At 44.1% G+C, this 22,548-nt stretch carries 21 protein-coding genes; 11 read left to right on the top strand and 10 right to left on the bottom strand.

Features of this window, described 5'->3' with window-relative positions; translation table 11 throughout:
- On the top strand, window positions 1–122 hold a 122-nt coding region (locus A3757_RS25105), incomplete at its 5' end, for an ATP-binding protein (protein ID WP_197469885.1).
- Between the two features lie 80 nt (window positions 123–202).
- On the opposite strand, the gene A3757_RS06440 is transcribed toward A3757_RS25105, so the two are convergent.
- Both A3757_RS06440 and A3757_RS06435 read right to left on the bottom strand, forming a co-directional pair.
- Complete coding sequence (locus A3757_RS06440; protein ID WP_068507463.1) at window positions 203–1,075, bottom strand: 7TM-DISM domain-containing protein; 873 nt, start codon at window positions 1,073–1,075, stop codon at window positions 203–205.
- Between the two features lie 360 nt (window positions 1,076–1,435).
- Window positions 1,436–2,218, bottom strand: coding sequence for a hypothetical protein (locus A3757_RS06435; protein WP_068507461.1), 783 nt, complete (start codon window positions 2,216–2,218; stop codon window positions 1,436–1,438).
- A gap of 256 nt (window positions 2,219–2,474) precedes the next feature.
- On the opposite strand from A3757_RS06435, the gene A3757_RS06430 reads away from it, so the two are divergent.
- Window positions 2,475–4,649 carry a malate synthase G gene (locus A3757_RS06430; protein WP_068507465.1) on the top strand — a complete coding sequence of 725 codons (2,175 nt, stop codon included), beginning with the start codon at window positions 2,475–2,477 and terminating at the stop codon, window positions 4,647–4,649.
- Between the two features lie 77 nt (window positions 4,650–4,726).
- Here the strand turns inward: A3757_RS06430 and A3757_RS06425 are convergent, their stop codons facing one another.
- On the bottom strand, window positions 4,727–5,695 hold the full coding sequence (locus tag A3757_RS06425; protein WP_068507459.1) for a GNAT family N-acetyltransferase: 969 nt from the start codon (window positions 5,693–5,695) through the stop codon (window positions 4,727–4,729).
- Window positions 5,696–5,818: 123 nt separating this feature from the next.
- On the opposite strand from A3757_RS06425, the gene A3757_RS06420 reads away from it, so the two are divergent.
- The 6 genes from A3757_RS06420 (at window position 5,819) to A3757_RS06395 (ending at window position 12,849) form a co-directional block, all read left to right on the top strand.
- Complete coding sequence (locus A3757_RS06420) at window positions 5,819–6,940, top strand: cupin domain-containing protein (RefSeq protein ID WP_068507457.1); 1,122 nt, start codon at window positions 5,819–5,821, stop codon at window positions 6,938–6,940.
- Window positions 6,941–7,153: 213 nt separating this feature from the next.
- Complete coding sequence (locus A3757_RS06415) at window positions 7,154–7,975, top strand: hypothetical protein (RefSeq protein ID WP_068554318.1); 822 nt, start codon at window positions 7,154–7,156, stop codon at window positions 7,973–7,975.
- A 3-nt stretch (window positions 7,976–7,978) separates the two neighbouring features.
- Window positions 7,979–9,823: a cache domain-containing protein gene (locus A3757_RS06410; RefSeq protein ID WP_068554319.1), complete on the top strand. Its 1,845-nt coding sequence runs from the start codon at window positions 7,979–7,981 to the stop codon at window positions 9,821–9,823.
- 112 nt (window positions 9,824–9,935) lie between these two features.
- Complete coding sequence (locus A3757_RS06405; RefSeq protein WP_068554320.1) at window positions 9,936–10,688, top strand: SGNH/GDSL hydrolase family protein; 753 nt, start codon at window positions 9,936–9,938, stop codon at window positions 10,686–10,688.
- Window positions 10,689–10,919: 231 nt separating this feature from the next.
- Complete coding sequence (locus A3757_RS06400; protein ID WP_082865373.1) at window positions 10,920–11,663, top strand: SGNH/GDSL hydrolase family protein; 744 nt, start codon at window positions 10,920–10,922, stop codon at window positions 11,661–11,663.
- Between the two features lie 82 nt (window positions 11,664–11,745).
- Window positions 11,746–12,849 (top strand): hypothetical protein, encoded by a 1,104-nt coding sequence (locus A3757_RS06395; protein WP_068554321.1) that lies wholly within the window; start codon window positions 11,746–11,748, stop codon window positions 12,847–12,849.
- Window positions 12,850–12,928: 79 nt separating this feature from the next.
- Here A3757_RS06395 and purB read toward each other — a convergent pair whose 3' ends face one another.
- From purB to mnmA, 5 genes are all read right to left on the bottom strand, one after another.
- Window positions 12,929–14,314, bottom strand: a complete 1,386-nt coding sequence (gene purB, locus A3757_RS06390) for an adenylosuccinate lyase (RefSeq protein WP_068554322.1) — start codon at window positions 14,312–14,314, stop codon at window positions 12,929–12,931.
- A gap of 98 nt (window positions 14,315–14,412) precedes the next feature.
- Window positions 14,413–15,144, bottom strand: a complete 732-nt coding sequence (locus A3757_RS06385) for an START domain-containing protein (protein WP_068554323.1) — start codon at window positions 15,142–15,144, stop codon at window positions 14,413–14,415.
- 85 nt (window positions 15,145–15,229) lie between these two features.
- On the bottom strand, window positions 15,230–16,852 hold the full coding sequence (locus A3757_RS06380) for a methyl-accepting chemotaxis protein (RefSeq protein WP_068554324.1): 1,623 nt from the start codon (window positions 16,850–16,852) through the stop codon (window positions 15,230–15,232).
- A 173-nt stretch (window positions 16,853–17,025) separates the two neighbouring features.
- Window positions 17,026–17,655 carry a high frequency lysogenization protein HflD gene (gene hflD / locus A3757_RS06375; protein WP_068511610.1) on the bottom strand — a complete coding sequence of 210 codons (630 nt, stop codon included), beginning with the start codon at window positions 17,653–17,655 and terminating at the stop codon, window positions 17,026–17,028.
- 78 nt (window positions 17,656–17,733) lie between these two features.
- A complete protein-coding gene (mnmA, locus tag A3757_RS06370) occupies window positions 17,734–18,858 on the bottom strand; it encodes a tRNA 2-thiouridine(34) synthase MnmA (RefSeq protein ID WP_068511612.1) in 1,125 nt (374 codons plus the stop codon).
- 207 nt (window positions 18,859–19,065) lie between these two features.
- Between mnmA and A3757_RS06365 the strand changes: the two genes are divergently transcribed.
- A complete protein-coding gene (locus A3757_RS06365) occupies window positions 19,066–19,311 on the top strand; it encodes a hypothetical protein (protein ID WP_068511616.1) in 246 nt (81 codons plus the stop codon).
- Window positions 19,312–19,341: 30 nt separating this feature from the next.
- Window positions 19,342–19,647, top strand: a complete 306-nt coding sequence (locus tag A3757_RS06360; protein WP_068511619.1) for a hypothetical protein — start codon at window positions 19,342–19,344, stop codon at window positions 19,645–19,647.
- 40 nt (window positions 19,648–19,687) lie between these two features.
- Here the strand turns inward: A3757_RS06360 and A3757_RS06355 are convergent, their stop codons facing one another.
- Window positions 19,688–20,821 carry a 5-(carboxyamino)imidazole ribonucleotide synthase gene (locus A3757_RS06355; protein WP_068553054.1) on the bottom strand — a complete coding sequence of 378 codons (1,134 nt, stop codon included), beginning with the start codon at window positions 20,819–20,821 and terminating at the stop codon, window positions 19,688–19,690.
- Window positions 20,822–20,824: 3 nt separating this feature from the next.
- Window positions 20,825–21,313, bottom strand: a complete 489-nt coding sequence (gene purE, locus A3757_RS06350; protein ID WP_068506833.1) for a 5-(carboxyamino)imidazole ribonucleotide mutase — start codon at window positions 21,311–21,313, stop codon at window positions 20,825–20,827.
- A 253-nt stretch (window positions 21,314–21,566) separates the two neighbouring features.
- Between purE and A3757_RS06345 the strand changes: the two genes are divergently transcribed.
- Window positions 21,567–22,493, top strand: a complete 927-nt coding sequence (locus tag A3757_RS06345; protein WP_068506828.1) for a hypothetical protein — start codon at window positions 21,567–21,569, stop codon at window positions 22,491–22,493.
- The last annotated feature ends 55 nt before the right edge of the window (window positions 22,494–22,548 follow it).

Here is a 22,548-nt window from a genome sequence, read left to right as displayed (position 1 = left end):
AAGTCTTCGGTGACGCAAAGATGACAACCGCATTACTTGATCGACTAACGCATCACTGTCACATCATTGAAACAGGTAACGAAAGTTACCGCTACAAAGAATCTACTAATAAACGAATTTAAAACTGGAAATAAAAGAAAAGTTCAGGCCGTAATCTGGCCTCTCAGGCGGGTCAAAATTAAGTGCAAAAGCAGGGTCAGTTTTACATGCAAATTAACAGGCGGGCTGCCGTATTGCCTTTATACCAGGAGTAGAGGCCGATGCTTAAACATATGACTTGTGAAAGCATGGTTACGATTGTGCTGATGCTAATGATGTATTCGTATTCGATAATAAAGCAGAGTAAGCTTGTGGCAAAAGCTAGCGCCGCCAAGACTTTAATTGACAGGTCAAGCTTGAGAGACAGCACTCTTAAGTTGATGTAGGCGCGACAATATAAGAAGCCGAATGCAACGCTCATATTCATGAAGAAGGGGATGCTGATTTTCTGCCAATAGAGAGAGTTTGGCCATAAGGCTTGGAAGGCAACCCCTTTAATCCCACCCAGGTACAAGAAAAAGCAGATAAAGATACCGCTTAACCAGATATACATGACGTCTCTTAGGAATACGGCATTTACTGCTGAAATAAATAGCGCAAGAATTACGATCCCATAGAGAATGCCGAGCAGTAGCTTAACTTTATCTATTTCATGAAAGAAGGTGTCATTGGGCCATATTTGAAGGGGGACAAACATCGAACTAGAGGTATCGATGCGCATATAAAAAGTTTGGCTTTCGTTGGCTGGCGTGTTGTGTAAAAAAACGATATTTCGATAATCGATGTCTCGTTGCTCAAAGGGATAAGCATCACCTGCGATTTCTTTAGTATACTCGCCCTCACTATCTGGTATGAAGTATTCAATTGAATCAAGGATCGGGTAGCGAACCTCAAGGTACCAGCGTGTGGCTTCTGGGCTTATGTTATCGACTGAAAAGCGGAGCCAATATACTGAGTCAGTAAATCCTTTTGCAAGGCCATCGTTGGGAGCATTTTGCCATTTTAGACCATTATTATACTTTGAGTCCGCGGCCATAATATCTTCAAAAATAGAATGCCGTCTTTATCTTCGATGTATTGGGTGTAAATGCCTATATTTTCGGGTATTGACTCAGCGCTGAGCTTGTATCCGGGAAGTTGTTCAGAAAAAGCATAACGCCCTACAACGATGAGGATTAGTAATAGTAATAATTTAGCTAATGGGTGGCTGAGCCTGATTTTTCTCATCTAAACGGCTTTTTTATTTTTTGAGGTCGTCCAGAGAAGTTCATTGTGGACAGAATAGGTAGAGCTCGATCAGCCGGGCTAATTATGGAGCTCTTCTAAATATTAAAAATAGTACATAATGTCAGGAAAATCCTATTTTAAGATGCAAGAGAAGAGAAAAAACTTGTTTTTAGTCGTATGAATTCTTCTTTTGCCATTGGTCTTCGTCATCGAGAAAGCTATCCCACTCTTTGTTGCCTTCTTGTTTTTTAGCTTCTTCTTGTTCTCTGAATTTTTTGTTGTGTTGATCCGCTACTTCATCAAGCGCTTTGATTTTGGCTTTGTAAAGCGCAATAGCTTTTGCGGCCTGAGGGTGTTTGGCAAACTCTTTAAATGCATCAATTGCACTGTGGTAATTATGAATTGCAACTCTGGGCTTGCCATTGGCATTTGCCGCTTCGGCTCGGCCACAGAATAAGTCTGCTTTGGATTGGCAAATCGAAAGACTGATGTGATCCAGATATTTTTTTGCACTGCCGGCATTCAGACGCTTGGCCTTATGTTGTGACTGAATAAAGCGTTGAAGTACCTCCAGGTAGCCTCTCACTTCTTTGGCTTTGGCTTCTGTTTTTACGGGGACTGCCGGAAATTTGGGGTTGTTTTCGCGTAAGTTCTTTAGATAGTCATGATCAGCAGTGAGGTAACCTTGTAGGCGCTCGGTTTTATTTAAAATGATCAGTTCATTAAGCGTTTCAACTGAGCGCTCGGCGATCATGATGCGTAGCTCGTTGTTTAAGTACTGCGGGGGCAGGTCGTGAATCAACTGTTGCATGCGGTTATGTCGCTCAGTCAGCACATTGGTTTTGCGAATGCGCTCAACACGTGCTCGCTCGCGCGCTTGAGAAATATAAATAGCACCAATGCAAAGAAATATGATAGCAACGATGGCGATTGTAATAGTGGTTGTTGACATAGCTAAGATCTTAAAAAATATACAAAAGGTTAAACTGAAATTGCTTATACCTTTGAGTATAGACCAGCGTTTGTGATTTTCTATCTGGGATTTAGGGTGAAATGGTAAATGATTGTGCAAACTTTGATCGGATAGAATTTGGGGTTTGTCACATTTTCATGTAAAATCTGCCGCCTTTATTACGCACCTGGCGAAGAAGTTTACTTTTGCTAGGGGCAATTTCCTTGTTATTTCAAGTGTTGAGGCTGATACAAAGATGACAGAGCGCGTTCAAGCTGCAGGCCTGCAGGTCGCAAAAGAGCTATTCGATTTCGTAAACGAGAAAGCAATTCCAGGTACAGGCGTCGATCAGGATGCATTTTGGGCTGGTTTCAGCGCAATCGCTAATGAGTTGGCACCACGTAACCGCGAGCTGCTTGCAAAGCGTGATGACCTTCAAGCTAAGATTGATGCGTATCATTCTGAGCGTAAAGGCCAGTCTTTGGATTTCGCAGAGTACAAAGCATTTCTTCAGGAAATTGGTTACCTGGTAGAAGAAGGCCCGGCATTTGAAGCAACGACTGAAAATGTAGAGCCAGAGATCGCTGAAATGGCTGGCCCACAGCTAGTTGTGCCAGTAATGAACGCTCGTTTCGCATTGAACGCTTCTAACGCTCGTTGGGGTTCTTTGTACGATGCGCTTTATGGCACGAAAGTTATTTCTGAAGAAGGTGGCGCTGAAAAGGGCCCAGGTTATAACAAAGTACGTGGCGACAAGGTTATCGCTTATGCTCGTGGTGTATTAGACACGGCTGCACCTTTGGCTAAGGGTTCTCACGTCGGTACAACAAACTACGCAATCGTTGACGGTAAGCTTGCCGTGACACTGGCTGACGGTTCTACTTCAGGTCTAAAAGAAGAAGACAAATTTGTTGGTTACACCGGCGACGTAGCTGCACCAACATCTATTCTTTTGAAGAACAATGGTTTGCACATCGAAATCCAAATCGATGCGACTAGCCCAGTTGGTTCAACTGACGCTGCTGGCGTTAAAGATTTGATCATGGAAGCGGCACTGACCACTATCATGGACTGTGAAGACTCTGTTGCTGCGGTTGACGCAGAAGACAAAGTGACGACTTACGGCAACTGGTTAGGCCTAATGAAAGGCGATCTGGCTGAAGACGTAAGCAAAGGCGGTAAGACATTTACACGTGTGATGAATGCTGACCGTGAATTCACGGGTGTTGACGGTAATACTTTCTCTTTGAAAGGTCGTTCAATGTTGTTCGTTCGTAACGTAGGTCACTTGATGACTAACCCTGCGATTCTTTTGGAAGACGGTTCTGAAATTCCTGAAGGCATCATGGACGGTGTTGTGACAGCGCTTATCGCTATTCACGACTTGAATGGCAATAGCCCATTCAAGAACTCTACAACAGGTTCTGTCAATATCGTTAAACCTAAGATGCACGGCCCAGAAGAAGTGGCTTTTGCTAACGAATTGTTTGCACGTGTTGAAGATGCACTTAACCTGCCTCGCTTCACGATGAAGATGGGTATTATGGATGAAGAGCGTCGTACCACTGTTAACTTGAAAGAATGTATCCGTGCAGCGAAAGACCGTGTTGTATTCATCAACACAGGCTTCCTTGACCGTACCGGTGATGAGCTACACACGTCAATGTTGGCAGGTCCTTTTGTTGCTAAGACTCAAATGAAGCAGCAAGTTTGGATTAACGCATACGAAGATTGGAACGTTGATACAGGTTTGGAAACAGGCCTACAAGGTCGTTCACAGATTGGTAAAGGCATGTGGCCGATTCCTGATGAAATGGGCATGATGATGGAGCAGAAAGTGGGCCATCCTAAAGCGGGTGCTAACACGGCTTGGGTTCCTTCTCCTACTGCCGCAGCACTTCACGCAATTCACTATCATCAGATTGATGTATTTGCGGTTCAAAACGAACTTAAGACTCGCGAGCATGCAAACGTAGATGACATCTTAAGCGTTCCACTAATGTCTGCAGATGAAGTTAAGGCGCTAACGCCTGAATTCATTCAGAACGAAATCGACAACAACTGTCAGGGTATCCTGGGTTATGTTGTACGTTGGGTTGATCAGGGTGTTGGTTGTTCTAAAGTTCCAGATATCAACAACGTTGGTTTGATGGAAGATCGTGCAACATTGCGTATTTCTTCTCAGCACGTGGCGAACTGGTTGGAGCACGGTGTTTGTACCAAAGAACAGGTTGAAGAAAGCTTGAAGCGTATGGCAGCGATTGTTGACGGCCAGAATGCGGGTGATTCTGAATACATCGCCATGGCACCGTCTTTTGACGGCATTGCTTTCCAGGCAGCTTCTGATTTGATCTTCAAGGGCAAAGAGCAGCCAAGTGGTTACACAGAGCCGCTACTTCATGCTTACCGTTTGAAGTTTAAAGCGCAATAAGTGTTTACTCAGCCCCTGCTTATGTAGGGGCACAAAAAAACCGGCTGAATGCCGGTTTTTTTGTGCGTATTGATTAGCTAAATACTTAGGCGGCGCATATTGGCAGAGGGTTTAGCGTATTGCCAATGTTGGTCAAAGCTATCTCTGAGTCTCTGTGCGATCATATGATTGCTGTAGTTAACGAAGCCCGTGTAGCTATCCAGGTCTTTCCGGTAGATGCCGGCGTCAAAATCAACCGTTGTAATCATATCGCGGGGCCTGCTGGCGCCTCTTGGAATCACTCTTAATTCGATGAAGCTGGTCAATTTCTGGGCGAGGTCAATAAGTGGATTGTGATAGCCTGCACCAGTTCGATCATCGATTAATAGTATTCTAATTTTTGCCTGCGAGTTCCTCTTCGATAGATTCAATAGACATTGACGGATGTAGCTTTCTTTAAAGATAGGGTGTGTGATTGTGTCGGAAAGTATGGATATTTGTCTCTGGGCCTGTGAAAGCATGCTTCGATGAAAGCTAACAAACTGGTCTTGGTTATTGTACTTATATAAATGATTATCCTGAGATATTAACAGTGCCTTCCGTCCATCTGTTGACAAGTGAGGCTCTTCTGCTCGGACTTTAATATAATGCCTCAGACAGGGCATTTCCATATGGTATATCCCATCACGATTAGGCTCTTTGGCTGTCACGAATCCTTGAGAGGCAAAGAAGGCCTGATATTCTTGAAAGCATTCCAGGTAGAGCTCATCATAGTTAGACTTTGCGGCAGCTTTCATCGCTCGATGCAGAAGCTGGCGACCAAAGGACTTTCTTCTGCAGGAAGGGTGAATATATAGCTTATGGATATGGGCAGAGCTAGCGTCGTTATGCTTAACGACAACGTAGCCAATAATGTTATCACTGGCGACAAGTGCCTGGATAAAACCCTTCTCTACTTGATGAGCCTTATGAATATGCAGCCAGTCGTTATCGAGCTTGCATAGGCGACGATGTACCTCTAATGGAAGTTTATCCAGGGCATAAGTTTGGATTTTAATTTGACTCATAATATTTCAAATGATGTTACTGCATTATCAATCCATTATTATATCATGCTCAGAATAGAACAGCTGGGGTATGCAGGTCTACCGACTTTACCTGCTTTTTGCTAATTAAGAATAAGGCTCGCTATGTTGCACAATTTTGATGTTCAGGATTTTTTACTCAATTACTGGCAAAAAAAACCAATGCTTATTTCCAAGGCTTTTTCGGACCCATATTGGTTGGAGCCAAGTGAATTAGCGGGTTTAGCCTGTGAGGAGGATGTCGAGTCCCGAATAATTATGCAGTCTGATCAAAAGTGGCAGGTCGAGTGTGGGCCTTTTGAAGAAAGCCGGTTTCCTACTCTACCCAAGAGGGATTGGACGCTTCTGGTTCAAGGTCTTGATCAGTGGTCACCTGAAGTGGCGGAGATTTTAAGGTCTTTTGATTTCTTACCGAGCTGGCGTCTGGATGACATAATGGCTTCGTATGCGCCGGTTGGGGGAACCGTTTCCCAGCATTATGACTTTTTTGATGTCTTTCTAATTCAAGGAGAGGGGAGCAGAAAGTGGCAAGTAGGTCAGGTTTGTAGCGCCGACAGTGAATTGGTACCAGATACCTCTGTGCGTATCCTGACTGAATTTGAGCCTAAATTGGAAGTAACCTTGGAACCGGGTGATATCCTTTACATTCCCGCCAAGCATGCGCACTTAGGAGTCTCTGTAGAAAACAGCATGACCTATTCAGTTGGTTTTCGCGCTCCGAGCATTCGAGATATTGTCGACGGTGTAGCGACAGCAGCCTTGGAGGGCTTGAAAGAGGATGAGCGTTATCAGGATAGCATCGAGGCTTTAAAAGCTGCCCGAGGTAATATCCCTGAAGCTGCTATCACTCGCTTGCGTGAAATGTTGAGCGAGGCCTTGACCAATGAGACCTTGCTTGCAAACTGGCTAGGGGAGTATGTAACGGAAAGGAAGTATCCTGAGCTTGAGCTTGTCGGCGAAAGTATTGAGGATTGGGAGTCGCTCCTTGGTGAGGGTGAGCTAATTCAGCGTAACCCTGCTTCACGCTTTGCCTATACCACCTTCAAGGAGTGTCTGCTTTATGTTGATGGTACTTCTTATAAATGTTCAGCCGCATTGGCTGAAGAACTCGCCGACAGACAAGATCTTTGTCGTCAGCGAATACTAGATTTAGTTTCAGATAAACAGGATAAAAGCGTTATTGCCAACTTATTGGAAAGCGGTGCATTAGTGCTCGGAGATTTGTAGGCAGAGGTCACTGTGCCTCGCTAGGTGCTTCGAGCTATGTTTGAGCTAGCTCATGCTTGACTTACTATCTTCGTTAATAATATCCAGATTAAAAAGGCGGAGAAGGTGACGCCTAGTTTTCAAGATTGGAACAAATTTTTGCTGAACAATGCTTTTCGAGAAACTCTATAGGTGTTTGTGAAAATTCGGCTTTGAAAAAGCGCCTAAAGCCTGATGCTGTTTGAAAGCCAATATGGTTTTTATAATGAGACTCGGGATATTCCCCATACCCGAACGGGGGTGGTGATGCCGCAAGCCGTTTATTTTGACATGACTCGTAACTCCTTTTATTCCGCTGATGGTGTGGAATTCTTTGGTTCTTATGACCTATCTGGTGAGCCTTTAGCATTTCAACTTTTCTTGAGCCAGCCTGTTGCTGATAAAGATGAGTTGGAAGAGGCCTCACAACTTTCTCCAAGCAAACTCAAAGGAGATCGTAGCCTGTTAGCCAAAATAATATATGGAGAAGAGTTTGATGGTTGGCGTGCCTCCATAACGTACTTCAAACCAGAGTACGAAGTATCAGTTGAGTTTCCTGCAGGTGACGACCCTTTACTTATGATTGTTGAGCCTGACGCGTCATTTTACTCCGAAAATATCGTGACATCACTTGAATACAACCAATTCCAATGGTCTGTCACGTTTGAGTATTTGCGCCATAAATTCCAGACTAATATTCCGGCACTGGCAAGCGAGGCTGTTAATGATTTTTATGAAGAAGCTTATTACTTGCAGAGTGTTTATCGTTTTGATGAATTCTGGGAAATGTATGCTCGCTATGAACAAACAAAGCTGAGGGGCTCGTCAGACCCAAAGAGCTCATTTGACGATGCTAATTTTGGTCTGGCATTTAGACCTGATGAGAACTGGCTTCTTCGCGCTGAGATTCATTATATTGAGGGTTACTCGAGGTTGTTTAGTCGTGATAACTCGATTTCAGACGAGCAGGATCCATACTGGACAGCAGTTCTTTTTCAGCTCGCCTATAGGTGGTAGTAGATGATTGACGAGACATTACCCTCAGGATGGAAAGACAAAGGTTTTAACATTAATTGGCAAACGTTTGGAGCGATTAGCCTTGTATTCACATTAATTGTGTTGGCCTTTTCTTTGTTGATGTCTCAGTGGAAAACGCATGAGTTTGAGTCTAACCGGCTTATTGTGCATGCCCAATATGAACAGCAATTAAATCGTTTGATAGAAACTTCTGCGGATAAAGTGATACAGCTAGCGAACTCGGCAAGTTTGAATAAAATTTTAATGGAGGCAATCCGGGGAAACGATGTCGAAAGTTTTCGCAGTGAAATAGAAGAGCTTGATTGGAATTTACAAGCCGATGGGGGATTGTCAGTATTGGCTTTGTTTGATACTCAGCTTGGTATATTACACTCGACTGACTCATTGCAACACCAAGAGAGTGTTAGGGAGGTGCTCCAGAGAGAAGCGCCCTCTTGGCGTGTAGATTGTAACTCTGTTTGCCGAATTGTGACTTACACTGCCATGCTTTATCAGGGGGATGTTTTGGGTGTCATCGTTCTGGCAGAGCCATTAAGTAATGTAATGCTTAGGTTTCAGCACGTCTCAAATATTGATACGGTTTTGCTAAGCAAGAATACGGACCCATTTAGTGCAGGGGTCAAGGGGCTGCCTGTTTCTCCATTTTGGGAGCGTGATCTAATGGCTTTAACCAACCCCTTGGAAAGCAGAGTCGTGCTTGATCAGGCTTCGCGTTCGTACTCTCTTGATGAATTAAGTCGCCGAATTCAGGTTTTGGATTTGTCTCCAAATATTTATGAATTGAAGGCGATGCCTTTGCAGCAAAATCAACTAGTTGTAATATCAAATGTGTCTGAAGACTACTCCTTATTAGATCAAACGATCTCTCAAACGTTCAGTTATAGTTTCTTAGCGTTGCTTGTCGGTGAATTTCTACTGTTTATACTATTACGCCAGCCTTTACGTAAGCTACATCGTGCCGATGCAGTTGAGCGCTTGGCAGTCGAAACGTCAAATGCTTTGGATGCACGCACAGAAGCTTTGGAGCGCGAGAAACTATTATCAGAGAGTGTGAATGACTCAGTTCCTGTGGGTATCGCAGTAGTTGATGGTGGCGGGCGCTTATTGTCTGTTAATCGCTATCTAAAATCTTTATTTGAATTAAGCTCAGAAAGTCTCGAAGGGAGCTCGTTGGATTCTCTCATTCAGGCTAAGGGGGGCTTAGTCTCCCGGCGGCTTGAGGATATCACTAGAGGGGTTTTGTCAGAGTTTGAACATGTTGCTTATATCACTTCTGTGTCAGGGCATCAGCACTGCCTTTCTTGGCGTTATACGCCTGTTTATGGAGAGCAGGAAGAGTCTGTCTCTATCTCGTCTCGGCAAGTTTTGGTCATCGCGACACCTTTAGCTGAACCAACTATTGTAGATGAGAGGAAATGGTTGGATGTTCATGATACTGAAACAGGTTTGTTAAACCAAAAAGGTTTAGAAGCGCGCCTGACTGATTTGATTGGCAGAGACGACCAAGCGTCACATGCCCTTGCATTGTTGCGAATAGAGTCTCAGTGGCGTGATGAGGTTAAAGCGTGCTTATCAACAGAGTTGGATAGCGCATTTAGTCTTGTTAGTTTGGATCGAAATGAAGTGGCGATATTGATGCCTTCAACCTCACAACCGGATGCGGCCGGGAACCTGAAGCACTATTGTCGGTCTATCGGTGAAATAACACAGAAGGGCATTATGCCTTTAGGTGGTTTGCATGTTTTCACTTCCGTAGCGCGAGATCCTTTAACACTTATTCAGCACGCTAGAGATGATTTGGCCAGACGAATGTGCAATGAACCCTAAGGCAAATTGCGCACTGATCTATGAGATCTGTACGTAATCCTATACCTAAAAAAATTCATGACTGCGTTATCGTTGTTTCTCCATAAAACAATCAAAAAGCTGGAGAAGCAAAATGATTAGATTAAAACAAAAAAAATTGATAGACCTGCCAGTGAAGATGGCTAAGGCTGTCAAATTTGCAGCTGCCTGTATAGTTTCTGTGAGTGTTGTCGGTTGTACAGGTAACCCTTACGAAGAAGTGGCAGATCGCAATGACGTTATTACTCTGGGCGACTCGATCTTTGATCTTAATGGTGTCATTCAAGAGACGCTCGAATCCTATGCCGGTGAGACCTTTCGAGATTACACGCAAAGCGGAGCAGAGTTGTCTGGTGGTGCCTTGGCTAAAGCCGTCGATCAACAATATGAGGATGCTAAGTCTACAGACGCAAATATCGATACCATTGTTATGGATGGCGGCGGTAACGACATTCTTATCCCCGCAATGCTATTCGACCCTTATGGGTGTCGTACTCACTGGTGGCGTTGGAATATTTCAAGAAGCTGCCGTGGCTTGATTGAGGATCAGTATATTAATGCAGTAAACCTGCTCAATCAGATGGAAAGTGATGATGTTCAGAACGTGATATGGCTAGGGTATTACGAGTTACCTCGTGGCAATAAAAACCTCACAAAAGCCTTAAATTACGGTGATGACTTGCTTGGTTATGCTTGCGATGTAGCGACGAATGCAAGCTGCTCATTTGTCGATACGCGTGGCACTGTTCCAGCATCTCAAGTTGAAAGCGATAATATTCACCCAACCCCAGAAGGATCTATTAACTTGGCAAATCAGATTTGGCCTGTGCTTCAGCCTGTATTGTAATTCGGGTAAATACATTCACTCGACTTAATTAGATTTACATAGTTAGTGGGGCCAGGGAAGGCCCTTTTTTTGTCAATGAAATCACAAATCTATTCTCTTTTTAGCTCGTGTATTATCGAGGGTGCAAAATATGAACAATATTCACTATTTGGTACGTTTTGCGCCTCACTAAACTTAAATTAATCATTATAGGATCATGTCTCCATATCAAAAATAACAACTGGAGAAAGCATGAAAACGATGAATCTAAGAAAACTGTATCACAAAGGCGGCTCTATGATTAAGCTGGTGGGGACACTAGCGATTGCCGGTTCCTTGGTTGCTTGTACGGGAAACCCTTATGAAGAAAACGCTCAGCGTATGGACGTGGTAACGCTAGGTGATTCGATATTCGATTTGAATGGTGTAATTGAGGAGGACCTTCAAGCGAATGCCGGTACCACTTTCCGAAACTATACGCAAAGTGGCGCTGAGTTATCGGGTGGTTCATTAGCAACACCTGTAGACAAACAGTACCAAGATGCGAAAGCAACGGATGCGAATATTTCTACGATTGTCATGGATGGCGGCGGTAATGATATCTTGATACCGGCAACTCTATTCGACCCTTATGGTTGCCGTACTAAGTGGTATCGCTGGAACATTTCTAGCAGCTGCCGTGGCTTAGTTGAAGATCAGTATGTTAACGCGGTTAACTTGCTAAACCAAATGGATGCAGATGGCGTCGATAATGTTGTATGGCTCGGCTATTACGAGCTACCTAGAGGTAATGCGAATCTAACTCAAGCATTGAATTATGGAGATGACTTGCTGGGTTATGCTTGTGACGTGTCGAGTAATGCGAATTGTCATTTTGTAGATCCGCGTGGAACGGTACCTGCTTCTCAGGTGGAAAGTGATGATATTCATCCGACCGTGGAAGGATCTCATAACCTTTCAGCACAGATCTGGCCAGTACTTCAGCCTTTGCTATAAAACTAGAGTAGTTAGTTTTGGAGCGGCAGGGATCGCCGCTTTCTCGAAATGTCTAAAGATAATAATAATTCAGAGAGTAGATATGAGTGAGCACAATAAAGACGTAAATTTGAAACCCTATTTGTTGGGTGGCATCGCTGTTATCAGTATCGCACTAAGCGTTTTCCTTATTCAGTTATTTGCCAGTCAAAAGCCACTTAATTCGCACTATGAGCCTGTTTCTCTTGGCCCTTCATTACCTTTATCTTCCTCGACTGAGGATTACCTTGATGTGCCTACTCCTCAGATTCCAGAGTATTTGAAAGCGGAGCCTAGTGAGATTGAGCAGCTGATTGAAGCCTTAGTAAGCTTATTGGTTCAAGAACACTCAAGTGAGAAACACTTACCGTCTTTTCACGCAAGCTTGAAAGAAATGCGTAACGACTTAATACAGTCCTACCCAGATACAGGTGCGGAAATATTTGAGCGAATTATTCGAACGGCTTTCCCCGAGTTAGTAGATGATATTCTTGCTTTATTAGCAATGCTTGATATCTATGACGAGTGGCTCTTGACTAATATATTAGATCTGAATGAAATGCCTGCGTTGCAGCAGCAAGGCATGTTTTGGCAAAAGCGCTATGAAATTTTTGGTGAGGAGTTAGCAGAAGCTATTTGGGAGAAAGAACGAAGTGCTGAAGAAGATAAACGAGAGTCAATGCTCTCTACCGTTAATATGCTTAACCAGTCACTTGATATGAGCATGCAAGACCGAGTTTATCTATTGCAAAGCGCTTATGATGAAAACTATTTTGGCTCTGTTGAAGATTTGGTGCTTGATTCGAAAGGTATGTTATCTCAAGTTGTCTTTGGTCTTAATATTGTACAAAGCGAACTCGGTGCATTAACACGTGAAGAACGTCAGTATGAAATTAATGAAGTGAGGCGGCTCATCGGATTCGAAGAGTCCCAGATAGAATGGTTGGTCAAGCGAGACCAAGAGAGAGAGGATCGGTGGAATAATGGTTACGCATATATGGAAGAGCGTTCACTTGTCTCTGAGCAGTTTGAAGGTGAAGCCTTAGTAGAAAAGCTAAGCGCTTTGCGAGAGAAGTACTTTAAAAATGAGGCCGGTACCATCCAGAAGGAAGAAGAAATGTTAGGTTTCTTCCGTTATAACAGAGAAAGGGTTTATGGGCGAAACTGATTACTTAAGAGTCTTCAAATGGAAAGAAAAAAGGCGCGTTGAGTTTTCTCAATGCGCCTTTTTTATAATCTTTCGAAAGTTAGCTCTTAATTGCGTTTGCCTGCGCTATTGCGTTACCAATATAGGTAGCAGGCGTCAATTTCAGCAGCTCTTCTTTAGCTGAGTCTGGAATATCTAAAGTCTTCACAAAGCTTTGAATCGTTTCCTGGTTCATTACATTACCGCGAGTTAGCTCTTTAAGCTTCTCGTAAGGTTGTTCAACCTTATAGCGACGCATAACGGTTTGAATCGGCTCAGCCATGATTTCCCATGCGTTGTCGAGGTCTTGAGCTAAACGCTCCGGGTTAATTTGAAGCTTGTTTAGACCCTTTAGCGTGGACTGGTAAGCAATGATGCTGTGCGCCAGGCCGACGCCTAGGTTACGAAGAACCGTAGAATCTGTCAGGTCACGCTGCCAGCGAGAGATAGGTAGCTTTTCTGCCAAGTGGCCTAATATAGCGTTTGCCAGGCCTAAGTTGCCTTCAGAGTTTTCAAAGTCGATAGGGTTAACTTTATGAGGCATCGTGGAAGAGCCAACTTCACCAGCAATTGTTTTCTGCTTGAAGAAAGCCATTGAAATGTAAGCCCAAATGTCGCGGTCTAGGTCGATTAGAATCGTGTTGAAGCGGGCAATTGCGTCAAACAATTCTGCAATATAATCGTGGGGCTCAATCTGTGTTGTATACGGGTTGAACTGTAGTCCTAGGCTCTCGATGAATGTTTTAGCATTTTCAGCCCAGTCAACATCAGGGTAGGCAGATAGGTGAGCATTGTAGTTACCTACAGCGCCATTAATTTTGCCCAGGATTTCAACTTTCTCGATTTGAGCCAACTGGCGGCGTAAACGAGCAACAACATTTGCAAATTCTTTACCCATTGTAGAAGGCGAGGCTGTTTGACCGTGGGTACGTGAAAGCATCGGGATTTCAGCGTACTCAAGTGCCAGTTCTTCCATTTTGTTTACAACTTCTTTCATTGACGGTAAAACACTCTTCTGCATGCCATTAGTAAGCATTAAACCGTGAGATAGGTTGTTGATGTCTTCCGAAGTACAAGCAAAGTGAACGAACTCGGAATCGGCTTCTAATTCAGGGAAGTCGCCTTTTGCTGCAGAGAACTTTTCTTTTAGGAGATATTCAACTGCTTTTACGTCGTGATTTGTAGTGCGTTCAATTTCTTTAACGCGCTCTGCGTCTTCTACAGAGAAGTTACTTACGATATCGTCTAGGAACTTGTTGGCGTCAGCAGAGAAGGCTTTTAATTCTTCAATTTGAGGGTGGGCTGCCAAGGTTTGCAACCAACGAATTTCAACCTCTACGCGGAATTTAATAAGTCCAAACTCGCTGAAGATATCCCTAAGGTCAGTGACTTTTGAGCCGTAACGGCCATCGATAGGTGAAACTGCGGTTAAAGATGAAAGTTGCATTCGTAATCTCTTTCTCTGCTGCTTAAAAAATGGGCGGCAATGATACTACAAATGTGACCTGAGTTGCACTTTTTGTCACGGATACATGAGGGTGCGGTCTATTGCTTATGTTTTGTGGCTTGCTCGGAAATTGATTTATTTTTGATCGCTAATGGTAATGGTGGCTCAATGATGTACGACATTTCTTTGGGCAGCTGATAGCTATTGCTTTCGACGCGTCTACGCATTTTTTCTAGTGTGCCTAACGGTTGGTCAACAACGAAGCTGTTGGCGAGCCATGCCGGTAGGTCTCCGCTAGGATCAGCATGCGTTTCATATTCGACAAAAATATAGCCATCACCTTGTGGTGTAAAGCGCCAATAACCTGTTAGTTGTGTGACAGGTACACAGTCTTCGTGATTTTGCTTTACGGCTGTGCTGGCTTCGAAAGTCATCGTTACAGCATAGGTCTTGGGGTCTTGTTTAATATTGGCATGTAGTACATAATCTCGGTCGCTTACAGGCCAGGGGGCACTCGTTCGTTGGTAAATATAAAAGTCTTTATTTGATATTCTTCGAAGAACTTCACTCTTTGCGCAATCTTGTAGCCATAGTTCCATTGCAGATATGTCTGTATGGTGGGCCATTAAGTTATGTAGGCTTGATTTAATCGAGGTTTCACCACGAAATGCTTTGAATGAGGAACCCTCTATCTCTTGAGTATATACCTTGATTCCGTCGTCATCATGTTCCAAGTTCCAGCTATTGGCAGAGCAGGTTAGGGCAAAGCACAAGCTTAGTAGAGGGATTGAAATAAGTAAGTGTAGTGGTTTGCGTAATATGGTTTTCATTAGATGTGTCTACTTATCTCGGTGTTTATCAGGCATAAAATGAATATAACAATAAAAGAGAGCTATAAATATGCTCTCTCCAAGTCTATACCTTGTACTGCTCAAGAAGTTGCTGAGTTGAGCTGGTTAGCTTTTGTAGCTCTTCGCTATGTTGTGAAAGTGTTGTCGCACCTTCGTGGGTTTCATGAGCGACCTCTTTGATAGAGACCACATTGCTGCTGACTTCATTCGCAACGATGCCTTGTTGTTCCACCGTTGCAGCGATCATATTATTCCTATCGGTGACTTCAGCGACTTTTGAACCCGCTATCATTAGGCACTCTCCGGTGCTGTAAGCATTATCCACACAAGATTGAGTATGGATCTTTCCGGCCTCCATTACTTTAACTGCATTGGCAGCGGCAGATTGCAGAGCTTCAGTCATCGCCTGTATTTCTTCAGTGGATTCATGAGTTCGTTGTGCGAGAGACCTAACTTCATCTGCTACTACCGCGAAGCCGCGGCCTGTTTCGCCAGCTCGTGCAGCCTCGATCGCGGCGTTCAAAGCTAATAGGTTGGTCTGTTCAGAAATGTTTCTGATGACGCCAAGAATGGTGTCAATTTGTTGAACATCGGCTTCAAGTTGGCTAATGACTTGGCTGGCTTGTGTCATATCATCCGAGACGCTGCTGATTGCACCAATGGTATTGCGCATCATCTCGTTACCTTGATTTATTTGAGTATTTGCTTCGTGAGTCAGGTCTGAGGTTTCTGCAGCGTTGTTAGCAATCTCTTGAATTGTCATGGCAAGCTCTTCAATTGCCGAGGCGAGAAGCTCGGTCTCAGAGTGTTGTTGGTCAACACCTTCTGATGTTCTTGATGTAATGTCATTCATGACGGTTGCAGAAAACGACATTTCTTCAGAGCCGTGTTTGCAGTGATTGATTAAGCTACGGAAGGCGCTTTGCATGCTGATGAACGATCGGCTTAGACCTCCTAGCTCATCGCGACGCTCAGTTTGCTCAATTTCTTGTCGAAAGTCTCCGTTTGCAGCGTCTTTCATGACTGATACGATTCGCTTTAAAGGTTCGACCAAGTCTTGGGTCATCATTCGAGCGATCACAGCAACGACAATGAGCGTGGCAAGAAGCAAGAAGATAGACGATCGTGACTTTTTCCAGAATAGCTCATCGATATCGTCAATATATACACCGCTGCCGATAATGTAGTTCCAAGGTTTGAAGCCTTGAACATATGATGTTTTTGCAACAGGTTCGTCTTTTCCAGGTTTAGCCCAATAATAATCGACATACCCGCTTTCAGAGCTGCGTACGACTTTCACAAAATCGGAAAACAGTTGCGTGCCTTTAGGGTCGGTAAATTCGCTTAAGTCTTTGCCGTTCAGTGCTGGCTTAATAGGGTGCATCACCATTTTCGCGCTATAATCATTGATCCAGAAATATCCGCTGCCATTGTCGTACCTTAGGTGTCTGATAGCGTTGACGGCTTGTTTTTTAGCTTCTGCTTCACCCAATATATCTCTTCGTTCGTAGAATGAGCTAAGCAGCGAAGACGCATTTTCAACAAGATGCTTCACTTCACTTTTTCGACTTTCGAGCAAGTTATCTCGCTCATTAATCCGGTCAAAAACTTGAATGAATAAGCTGCTAATAATGGCAATAGCTAGAAGTAGCCAAATTTTGACTTCAAATCGAAGGTTGCTAAACAAAGTGTTTTCCTTAAGAAATCAGTAATGGTTGGGTCGTGATTTTACTGCAAAATAGATTGATTCGTGAGCAGAAGTTCCTAATATAGATTCAAAGTCTCTCTCATGCAAGTTACTGGATTTAATCAATAATTGAAGGAGATCTGTAATAGTTTTCAGATATAATTATGTAGCAGCTAGCTTGCTCTGCTTTGGCTTAATAGTTTTTCGCACTCATTTGCTAACGCGCGTCGTTTAAAGATAAAGTGCCAACGATGGCCAGAGAGTTGTCGCCATAAGTTTGCAGCCCTTACGCCTGAGAGAAGCAGGCAGCGGATTTTTGCTGCGTTCAGATCGACGGTCAAGTGGCGTTCATGGCCAGATACCTGTACACGCAATGAAAAGGTGCTGATGGTTTGCATGTAAATCTCAGCGAGACTGCCAATGACATTTTCGTGAAGCAGGCCAAAATGCTCTACTTGCTGTTGTGCCCTCTCAAGTTTCCGGCTAAGTGCATCTAGCATTTCTTTATCTTTATTGAGTTTTCTCTCAAGGTGGAGGACTGCAAGAGCGTAGCGCACGGGCAGTACGTGCCCCTTAGTATTAGTTTTGGCAAGTAGGTCATGAACGACTTCAAGGCCTTTCTCAAGTTTGGCAAGGTCACCAAAGACCGATAGTGTGGTATCCGGGTTTGTGATAAACAGACTATTTAAGGCAGTTTCCAGGTGTTGAGGATTGCATTGTCCGCTCTGTGCAATGTCGTCAGCGGCTGACATTGCCTGGAATAACCCTGCTAGGGCAAGTATTTGTTGTTGAGTCTTGTTCATAGAGTTCACTGTTTAAAATTACTTTGCTGATGATTGCTGAGCATGTCTTGGAATTCAGCTTTCTAGTGTTTTAGCTGTCTATTCCGTTGTTTCAATAATCGCGCCACCGAGGCATTGATCTTCAAGATAGAAGGCAATCGATTGGCCGGGTGTGACCGCGCGCTGAGGCTGCCCAAAGAATACGCTTAAGCATCCATTGTCGTTACTTTCAATAATGCAGTCCTGATCAGCTTGGCGGTAGCGCACCTTAGCTTTGCAGTGGAAAGGGTACTCACTTGGAGCTTTGTTGATCCAGTCAGTTTCGAGAGTCTGTAGTTGGCTGCTGTATAGAAGGGGGTGCTTGCTGCCTTGAACAACGATTAATACGTTACGATCAAGGTCTTTTTGTGCAACATACCAAGGTGATTCGTCATAGCCGCTGAGCCCACCAATTCCTAAGCCTTGGCGCTGCCCAATAGTGTGGTACATAAGCCCATTGTGTCGGCCGATGATATCGCCCTTGTCAGTTTCAATATCACCCGGTTGCGCAGGGATGTATTGCTTTAGAAAGTCAGAGAACTTTCGCTCTCCGATAAAACATATGCCGGTACTATCTTTCTTGTTATGTGTGATTAAATCATGTTCTTCGGCAAGCTTTCTTACAGCTGGCTTTTCCAATTCACCAACCGGAAACAGGGTTTTCGCTAATTTGCTTTGGTTGACAGCATGTAGAAAGTAGCTTTGATCTTTGTTGTTATCGAGCCCCTTTAATAGCAAGGTTTGCCCATTATCGTCAGCGCGTCTCACGTAATGGCCTGTCGCAATGTAATCTGCCCCTAAGGTACTCGCATAATCGAGAAAGGCTTTGAATTTGATTTCCTTGTTACACAGGATGTCAGGGTTGGGAGTTCGCCCAGAGCGATACTCAACCAAAAAGTGCTCGAAGACTCTGTCCCAATATTCAGCGGCAAAGTTAGCGGTATGAAGCTTAATACCTAGCTTGTCACATACAGCTTGGGCATCATTCAGGTCTTCGATTGCGGTACAGTATTCTGTGCCGTCGTCCTCGTCCCAGTTTTTCATAAACAGGCCTTCGACAAGAAAGCCTTGCTGTTTTAGGAGTAGTGCTGAAACGGAAGAGTCAACACCGCCTGACATGCCAACGATTACGCGTGTTTGGCTTGGGTCAACAGAAGAGGGTAGGGAAGAGCTATTTTGTATCATAAGGTGGATATACTAGCGGTGAGCTGCTGAAGTAAGTTTGTTAGTTTGTTTGGAAGAAAGTGCATTCTACCTTGTTGCCTTTATACTTGGTAGTGCCTCCTTTATGCTACTAGATGTTCGGTGGAGTATTTAGTTTGCTGTCTATACTTTGTATAGTAACGGTACTGGGGAATAATGAAGTGATCAGAGAGTCTTGAGGGAATATCAATGAGCAGTGTGCAAGTTGTGCCACGAATTTTGGAGTTGTTTGAGCGTGCTAGTGCAAAACAGTTTGATAATTTAGGTGCTTATATTAAAAAGACTGATAATGACCTACAAAGGTTATCTACTCTTGATGGCTTTGTTTCTGTATCCATTGAGGCTAGTTCTGAAGATCTTTCTATCTTAATGTATTTAAGTGTTTCTGGAGCTTTTCTCAGGGAAACAATGCCTAGTATTGAAGCGCAAAATTAAACAATTGTGCAGTACCAGGAAAATTGGTGTATGGAGCTAGCTAATCGCTTTTTGGGAGACTTGAAAAACCAGTTGCTGCTTCATCACTGTATTCTCAGAATGGGCTTGCCTAAATTGTGTCAGGATGAGCTGTTAGAGCTGGACGCACCTGTTGATTACGAAGTCCATGAGAGGCTTTTCTTGGTGGATAGCCACCTATTGGCACAGATTCATGACTTGCCGATTGTCTGTCGTTTATTAATAAAACAGACCAATAAAGAAATGATATTTGCGGAAGTTAGTGAGGGTTTGGAGGAAGAAGACTGGTTTGAAGAAAGCGAGCTTGAGTTTTTCTAGTGTCTCAAGCTGCTTTTGGGGTTTCTGCCTTTGAATCGGTTTAACTATGTTTGAATTCAGGGCTTCCAGGCAAAAAACTCGCAACATTCTTTACTCGCCAGGCAAGTTCTTCGTGGCTATCTGCTTGCACAGTCACGTGCCCTAGTTTGCGTCCTTCGCGTTCTTCTTTTCCGTACAAATGAAGGTTGGCGTAAGGAAGTGACAAGATACTCCCGGTATCACCTTTTTCACCAATAATATTGATCATGCAGGTGAGCTTTTGCGCTTCGGTGCAACCTAAAGGTAGGCCGCTGACAGCACGCAAATGGTTTTCAAACTGACTGCAATGTGCGCCTTCAATGCTCCAGTGCCCAGAGTTATGGACTCGAGGTGCCATTTCATTAGCGACTAAGCCGTTTTCTGTTTCAAATAATTCCAGTGTTAAAATGCCGACATGCCCTAGCTCATGCATTAACTCTTTAATATATTGATTTGCTTGAGCATTTATATCGTCCGCGACCTTAGCTGCAGGTGCGATGGAATAGCGCAGAATGCCTTCGTGGTGGTCGTTTTCTGCTAGTGGGTAGACTTTCATGCTGTCATCAGCTGAGCGTACAGCGATAATTGACAGCTCTCGAGAAAAGTTTACGAATGCTTCTGCAATAAGTGTGTTTGTGCCATTTTTACCTTCGCCAATAGCCTGCCATGCTGCTTCGCATTGTTCTGCTTGACGAATAACGAACTGGCCTTTTCCGTCATAGCCTTCTCGCGTTGTCTTGGTGACGATTGGGCAACCTAGTTTTTCGACAGCCGCTTTTAACTCTTCAAGGGAGTTGACGATATGGTAGGCAGGAGTGGGAATTCCAAGTTTGGTAAATAGTGCCTTTTCCTCAGCTCTATTTTGACAGACTTCAATAGACTTTGAGGGGGGATAAAGTGTACTTTTACTTTCGATGTATTGTGTTAGTTGCGCTGGAAGGTGCTCAAATTCATAAGTGACGACATCAACGTCATTCAGGAAGTCCGCTAAGGCCGGATTGTCGAGCTTGGCCTCGGTGTCGATAGTAATGTCTCCAAGTCCAACGCTAGGAGAACCGGACGTATCATAAAAGTGAAAGTCCAGCTCCAGAGGGTATCCCGCCAAAGCGAGCATTCGGCCTAGTTGCCCAGCGCCCAGTACACCAATTTTCTTCATTGCCTAGCCTCGTGGATCTGGTTGGCTTAATACTGTTTCTGTTTGCGTCTGGCGGAACTTATTGAGAGCAGCTTTGACTTTGTCATCATGCAATGCGATCACCTGGCCTGCAAGTAGACCTGCATTCTTTGCCCCGGCGACACCAATAGCCAGTGTACCAACAGCGATTCCGCCAGGCATTTGTGCAATAGATAGAAGGGAGTCGAGGCCGTTTAATGCTTTAGATTGAACAGGTACGCCAAACACAGGTAGATTGGTTTGTGAGGCAGCCATTCCAGGTAAGTGTGCTGCGCCACCAGCGCCACCAATTATAACTTGAATGCCGCGCTCTTCAGCTGTTTTGGCATAGTTGAATAAGAGGTCAGGGGTGCGATGTGCAGAAACGACCTTAACTTCGTAGGCTACACCTAACTCGTCTAGCATGTTGGCCGCGTGTTCCATTGTCGGCCAGTCCGACTTTGAACCCATGATTATCCCAACTACTGGCTGCATCTTGTCACCTCTCACTAACTGTCTGGCCTTGATGCCAAGGCACGTGATTACCCAGAGAATTAGTGTCTGGATAAAAAAAGACCGCATATAGTAGTGATTCATCAGGTTTCATGCAAATAGAATTGTTTTATTGGAGGACAAAGGTGCGCGCAGGCGCTAGAATCTGCTTTTGACTGGCTGGTGCATGGTAACCCGGCGGTAGTTGGAATTTAAGCGTACAGATACCTGAGATGATTAGTGCAGAGGAAATTTAATGGATAGCTTGCGGCCGGACCGAGATGATCTGGATCTTTATAATAGTCGAAAGAATAAGAATAAATCTGCTAAGGCATCGGCAGGCAAAAGAGATGATATCGGCAACAAAAAACAGCAAGTAGGAAAGGCCGGTTCAGGCTCTAGCTCTACAGTAAATGCTGTGCGTTCGTCCGAGGTGCGCGCCCCGGTTGCAGCCTCTCAATCATCTGCTTCACCTTTAGTCGTTTCTCTGTTGCTGTTAATGCTTCTGGCTTTGGGGGGCTTATCATACTTATATTGGCAGCAATCCCAAACGGTAGTCGGTTTAGAGGAGCGCTTGTCTAGTGCTGACGAATTTATAGGGCAAAGCAAGTTGTTGTTGGCTCGTTTGGAAGGGGAGGTTAGTGAAACGGGTGCTGAACTAATGCAAACCGGCACATCTGCAGAGAAGAAAATGGCTTTTCTGGAGTCGGAGGTTCGAAAGCTGTGGGGTGTGTCTTATGATAGGAATCGTAAAACTATTCAAGGTCATGAAAAGAAAATAGAAGCGCTAACGAAAAAGCTTGCCGAGAGTCAAAAATCTTTAGCTACTCATGAGGTTTCATTATCAGCATTGAAAGCGGACTCTGATAAAGGGATGTCAGTATTAGATGGTCGTATAGCTTCGTTGTCAGGGGAGTTGTCAATTACTCGAGCTGAACGAGAAGAGTTTTTGACGCAGTTTAATGAAAAATTGAGCACTTTCGATTCGAGTACTCAAGAGTTTGAAAAACGTATTGCTGCGCTACAGGCTCGTATGAGTGATAGCGCCAAAGTTCAATTAGAAAACCAGGAAAGCTTGCTGTCGATAGATGAAAGTCGCCGCCAGCTTATAAAAAGAGTCATTGATTTGGAGGCGAGCTTGGGTAAATTGTCTTCTTCTAGTGCAAATCCCGGGGTGAGATAGTCTTTACAGGTATTCGGATTCTCGATGACATGCGGTAGATCGCAAAAATTAGATT

It is taken from the genome of Oleiphilus sp. HI0117 (assembly GCF_001635235.1).
Note: the sequence above shows the minus strand (reverse complement) of the source record. Positions and strands in the feature narration are given on the sequence as shown.

Excerpts from the sequence above, each read along its gene's own strand:
- A3757_RS06440 (WP_068507463.1), bottom strand. The coding sequence starts at position 1,075 with ATGGCCGCGGACTCAAAGTATAATAATGGTCTAAAATGGCAAAATGCT.
- A3757_RS06435 (WP_068507461.1), bottom strand. The coding sequence starts at position 2,218 with ATGTCAACAACCACTATTACAATCGCCATCGTTGCTATCATATTTCTT.
- A3757_RS06430 (WP_068507465.1), top strand. The coding sequence starts at position 2,475 with ATGACAGAGCGCGTTCAAGCTGCAGGCCTGCAGGTCGCAAAAGAGCTA.
- A3757_RS06425 (WP_068507459.1), bottom strand. The coding sequence starts at position 5,695 with ATGAGTCAAATTAAAATCCAAACTTATGCCCTGGATAAACTTCCATTA.
- A3757_RS06420 (WP_068507457.1), top strand. The coding sequence starts at position 5,819 with ATGTTGCACAATTTTGATGTTCAGGATTTTTTACTCAATTACTGGCAA.
- A3757_RS06415 (WP_068554318.1), top strand. The coding sequence starts at position 7,154 with ATGCTGTTTGAAAGCCAATATGGTTTTTATAATGAGACTCGGGATATT.
- A3757_RS06410 (WP_068554319.1), top strand. The coding sequence starts at position 7,979 with ATGATTGACGAGACATTACCCTCAGGATGGAAAGACAAAGGTTTTAAC.
- A3757_RS06405 (WP_068554320.1), top strand. The coding sequence starts at position 9,936 with ATGATTAGATTAAAACAAAAAAAATTGATAGACCTGCCAGTGAAGATG.
- A3757_RS06400 (WP_082865373.1), top strand. The coding sequence starts at position 10,920 with ATGAAAACGATGAATCTAAGAAAACTGTATCACAAAGGCGGCTCTATG.
- A3757_RS06395 (WP_068554321.1), top strand. The coding sequence starts at position 11,746 with ATGAGTGAGCACAATAAAGACGTAAATTTGAAACCCTATTTGTTGGGT.
- purB (WP_068554322.1), bottom strand. The coding sequence starts at position 14,314 with ATGCAACTTTCATCTTTAACCGCAGTTTCACCTATCGATGGCCGTTAC.
- A3757_RS06385 (WP_068554323.1), bottom strand. The coding sequence starts at position 15,144 with ATGAAAACCATATTACGCAAACCACTACACTTACTTATTTCAATCCCT.
- hflD (WP_068511610.1), bottom strand. The coding sequence starts at position 17,655 with ATGAACAAGACTCAACAACAAATACTTGCCCTAGCAGGGTTATTCCAG.
- mnmA (WP_068511612.1), bottom strand. The coding sequence starts at position 18,858 with ATGATACAAAATAGCTCTTCCCTACCCTCTTCTGTTGACCCAAGCCAA.
- A3757_RS06365 (WP_068511616.1), top strand. The coding sequence starts at position 19,066 with ATGAGCAGTGTGCAAGTTGTGCCACGAATTTTGGAGTTGTTTGAGCGT.
- A3757_RS06360 (WP_068511619.1), top strand. The coding sequence starts at position 19,342 with ATGGAGCTAGCTAATCGCTTTTTGGGAGACTTGAAAAACCAGTTGCTG.
- A3757_RS06355 (WP_068553054.1), bottom strand. The coding sequence starts at position 20,821 with ATGAAGAAAATTGGTGTACTGGGCGCTGGGCAACTAGGCCGAATGCTC.
- purE (WP_068506833.1), bottom strand. The coding sequence starts at position 21,313 with ATGCAGCCAGTAGTTGGGATAATCATGGGTTCAAAGTCGGACTGGCCG.
- A3757_RS06345 (WP_068506828.1), top strand. The coding sequence starts at position 21,567 with ATGGATAGCTTGCGGCCGGACCGAGATGATCTGGATCTTTATAATAGT.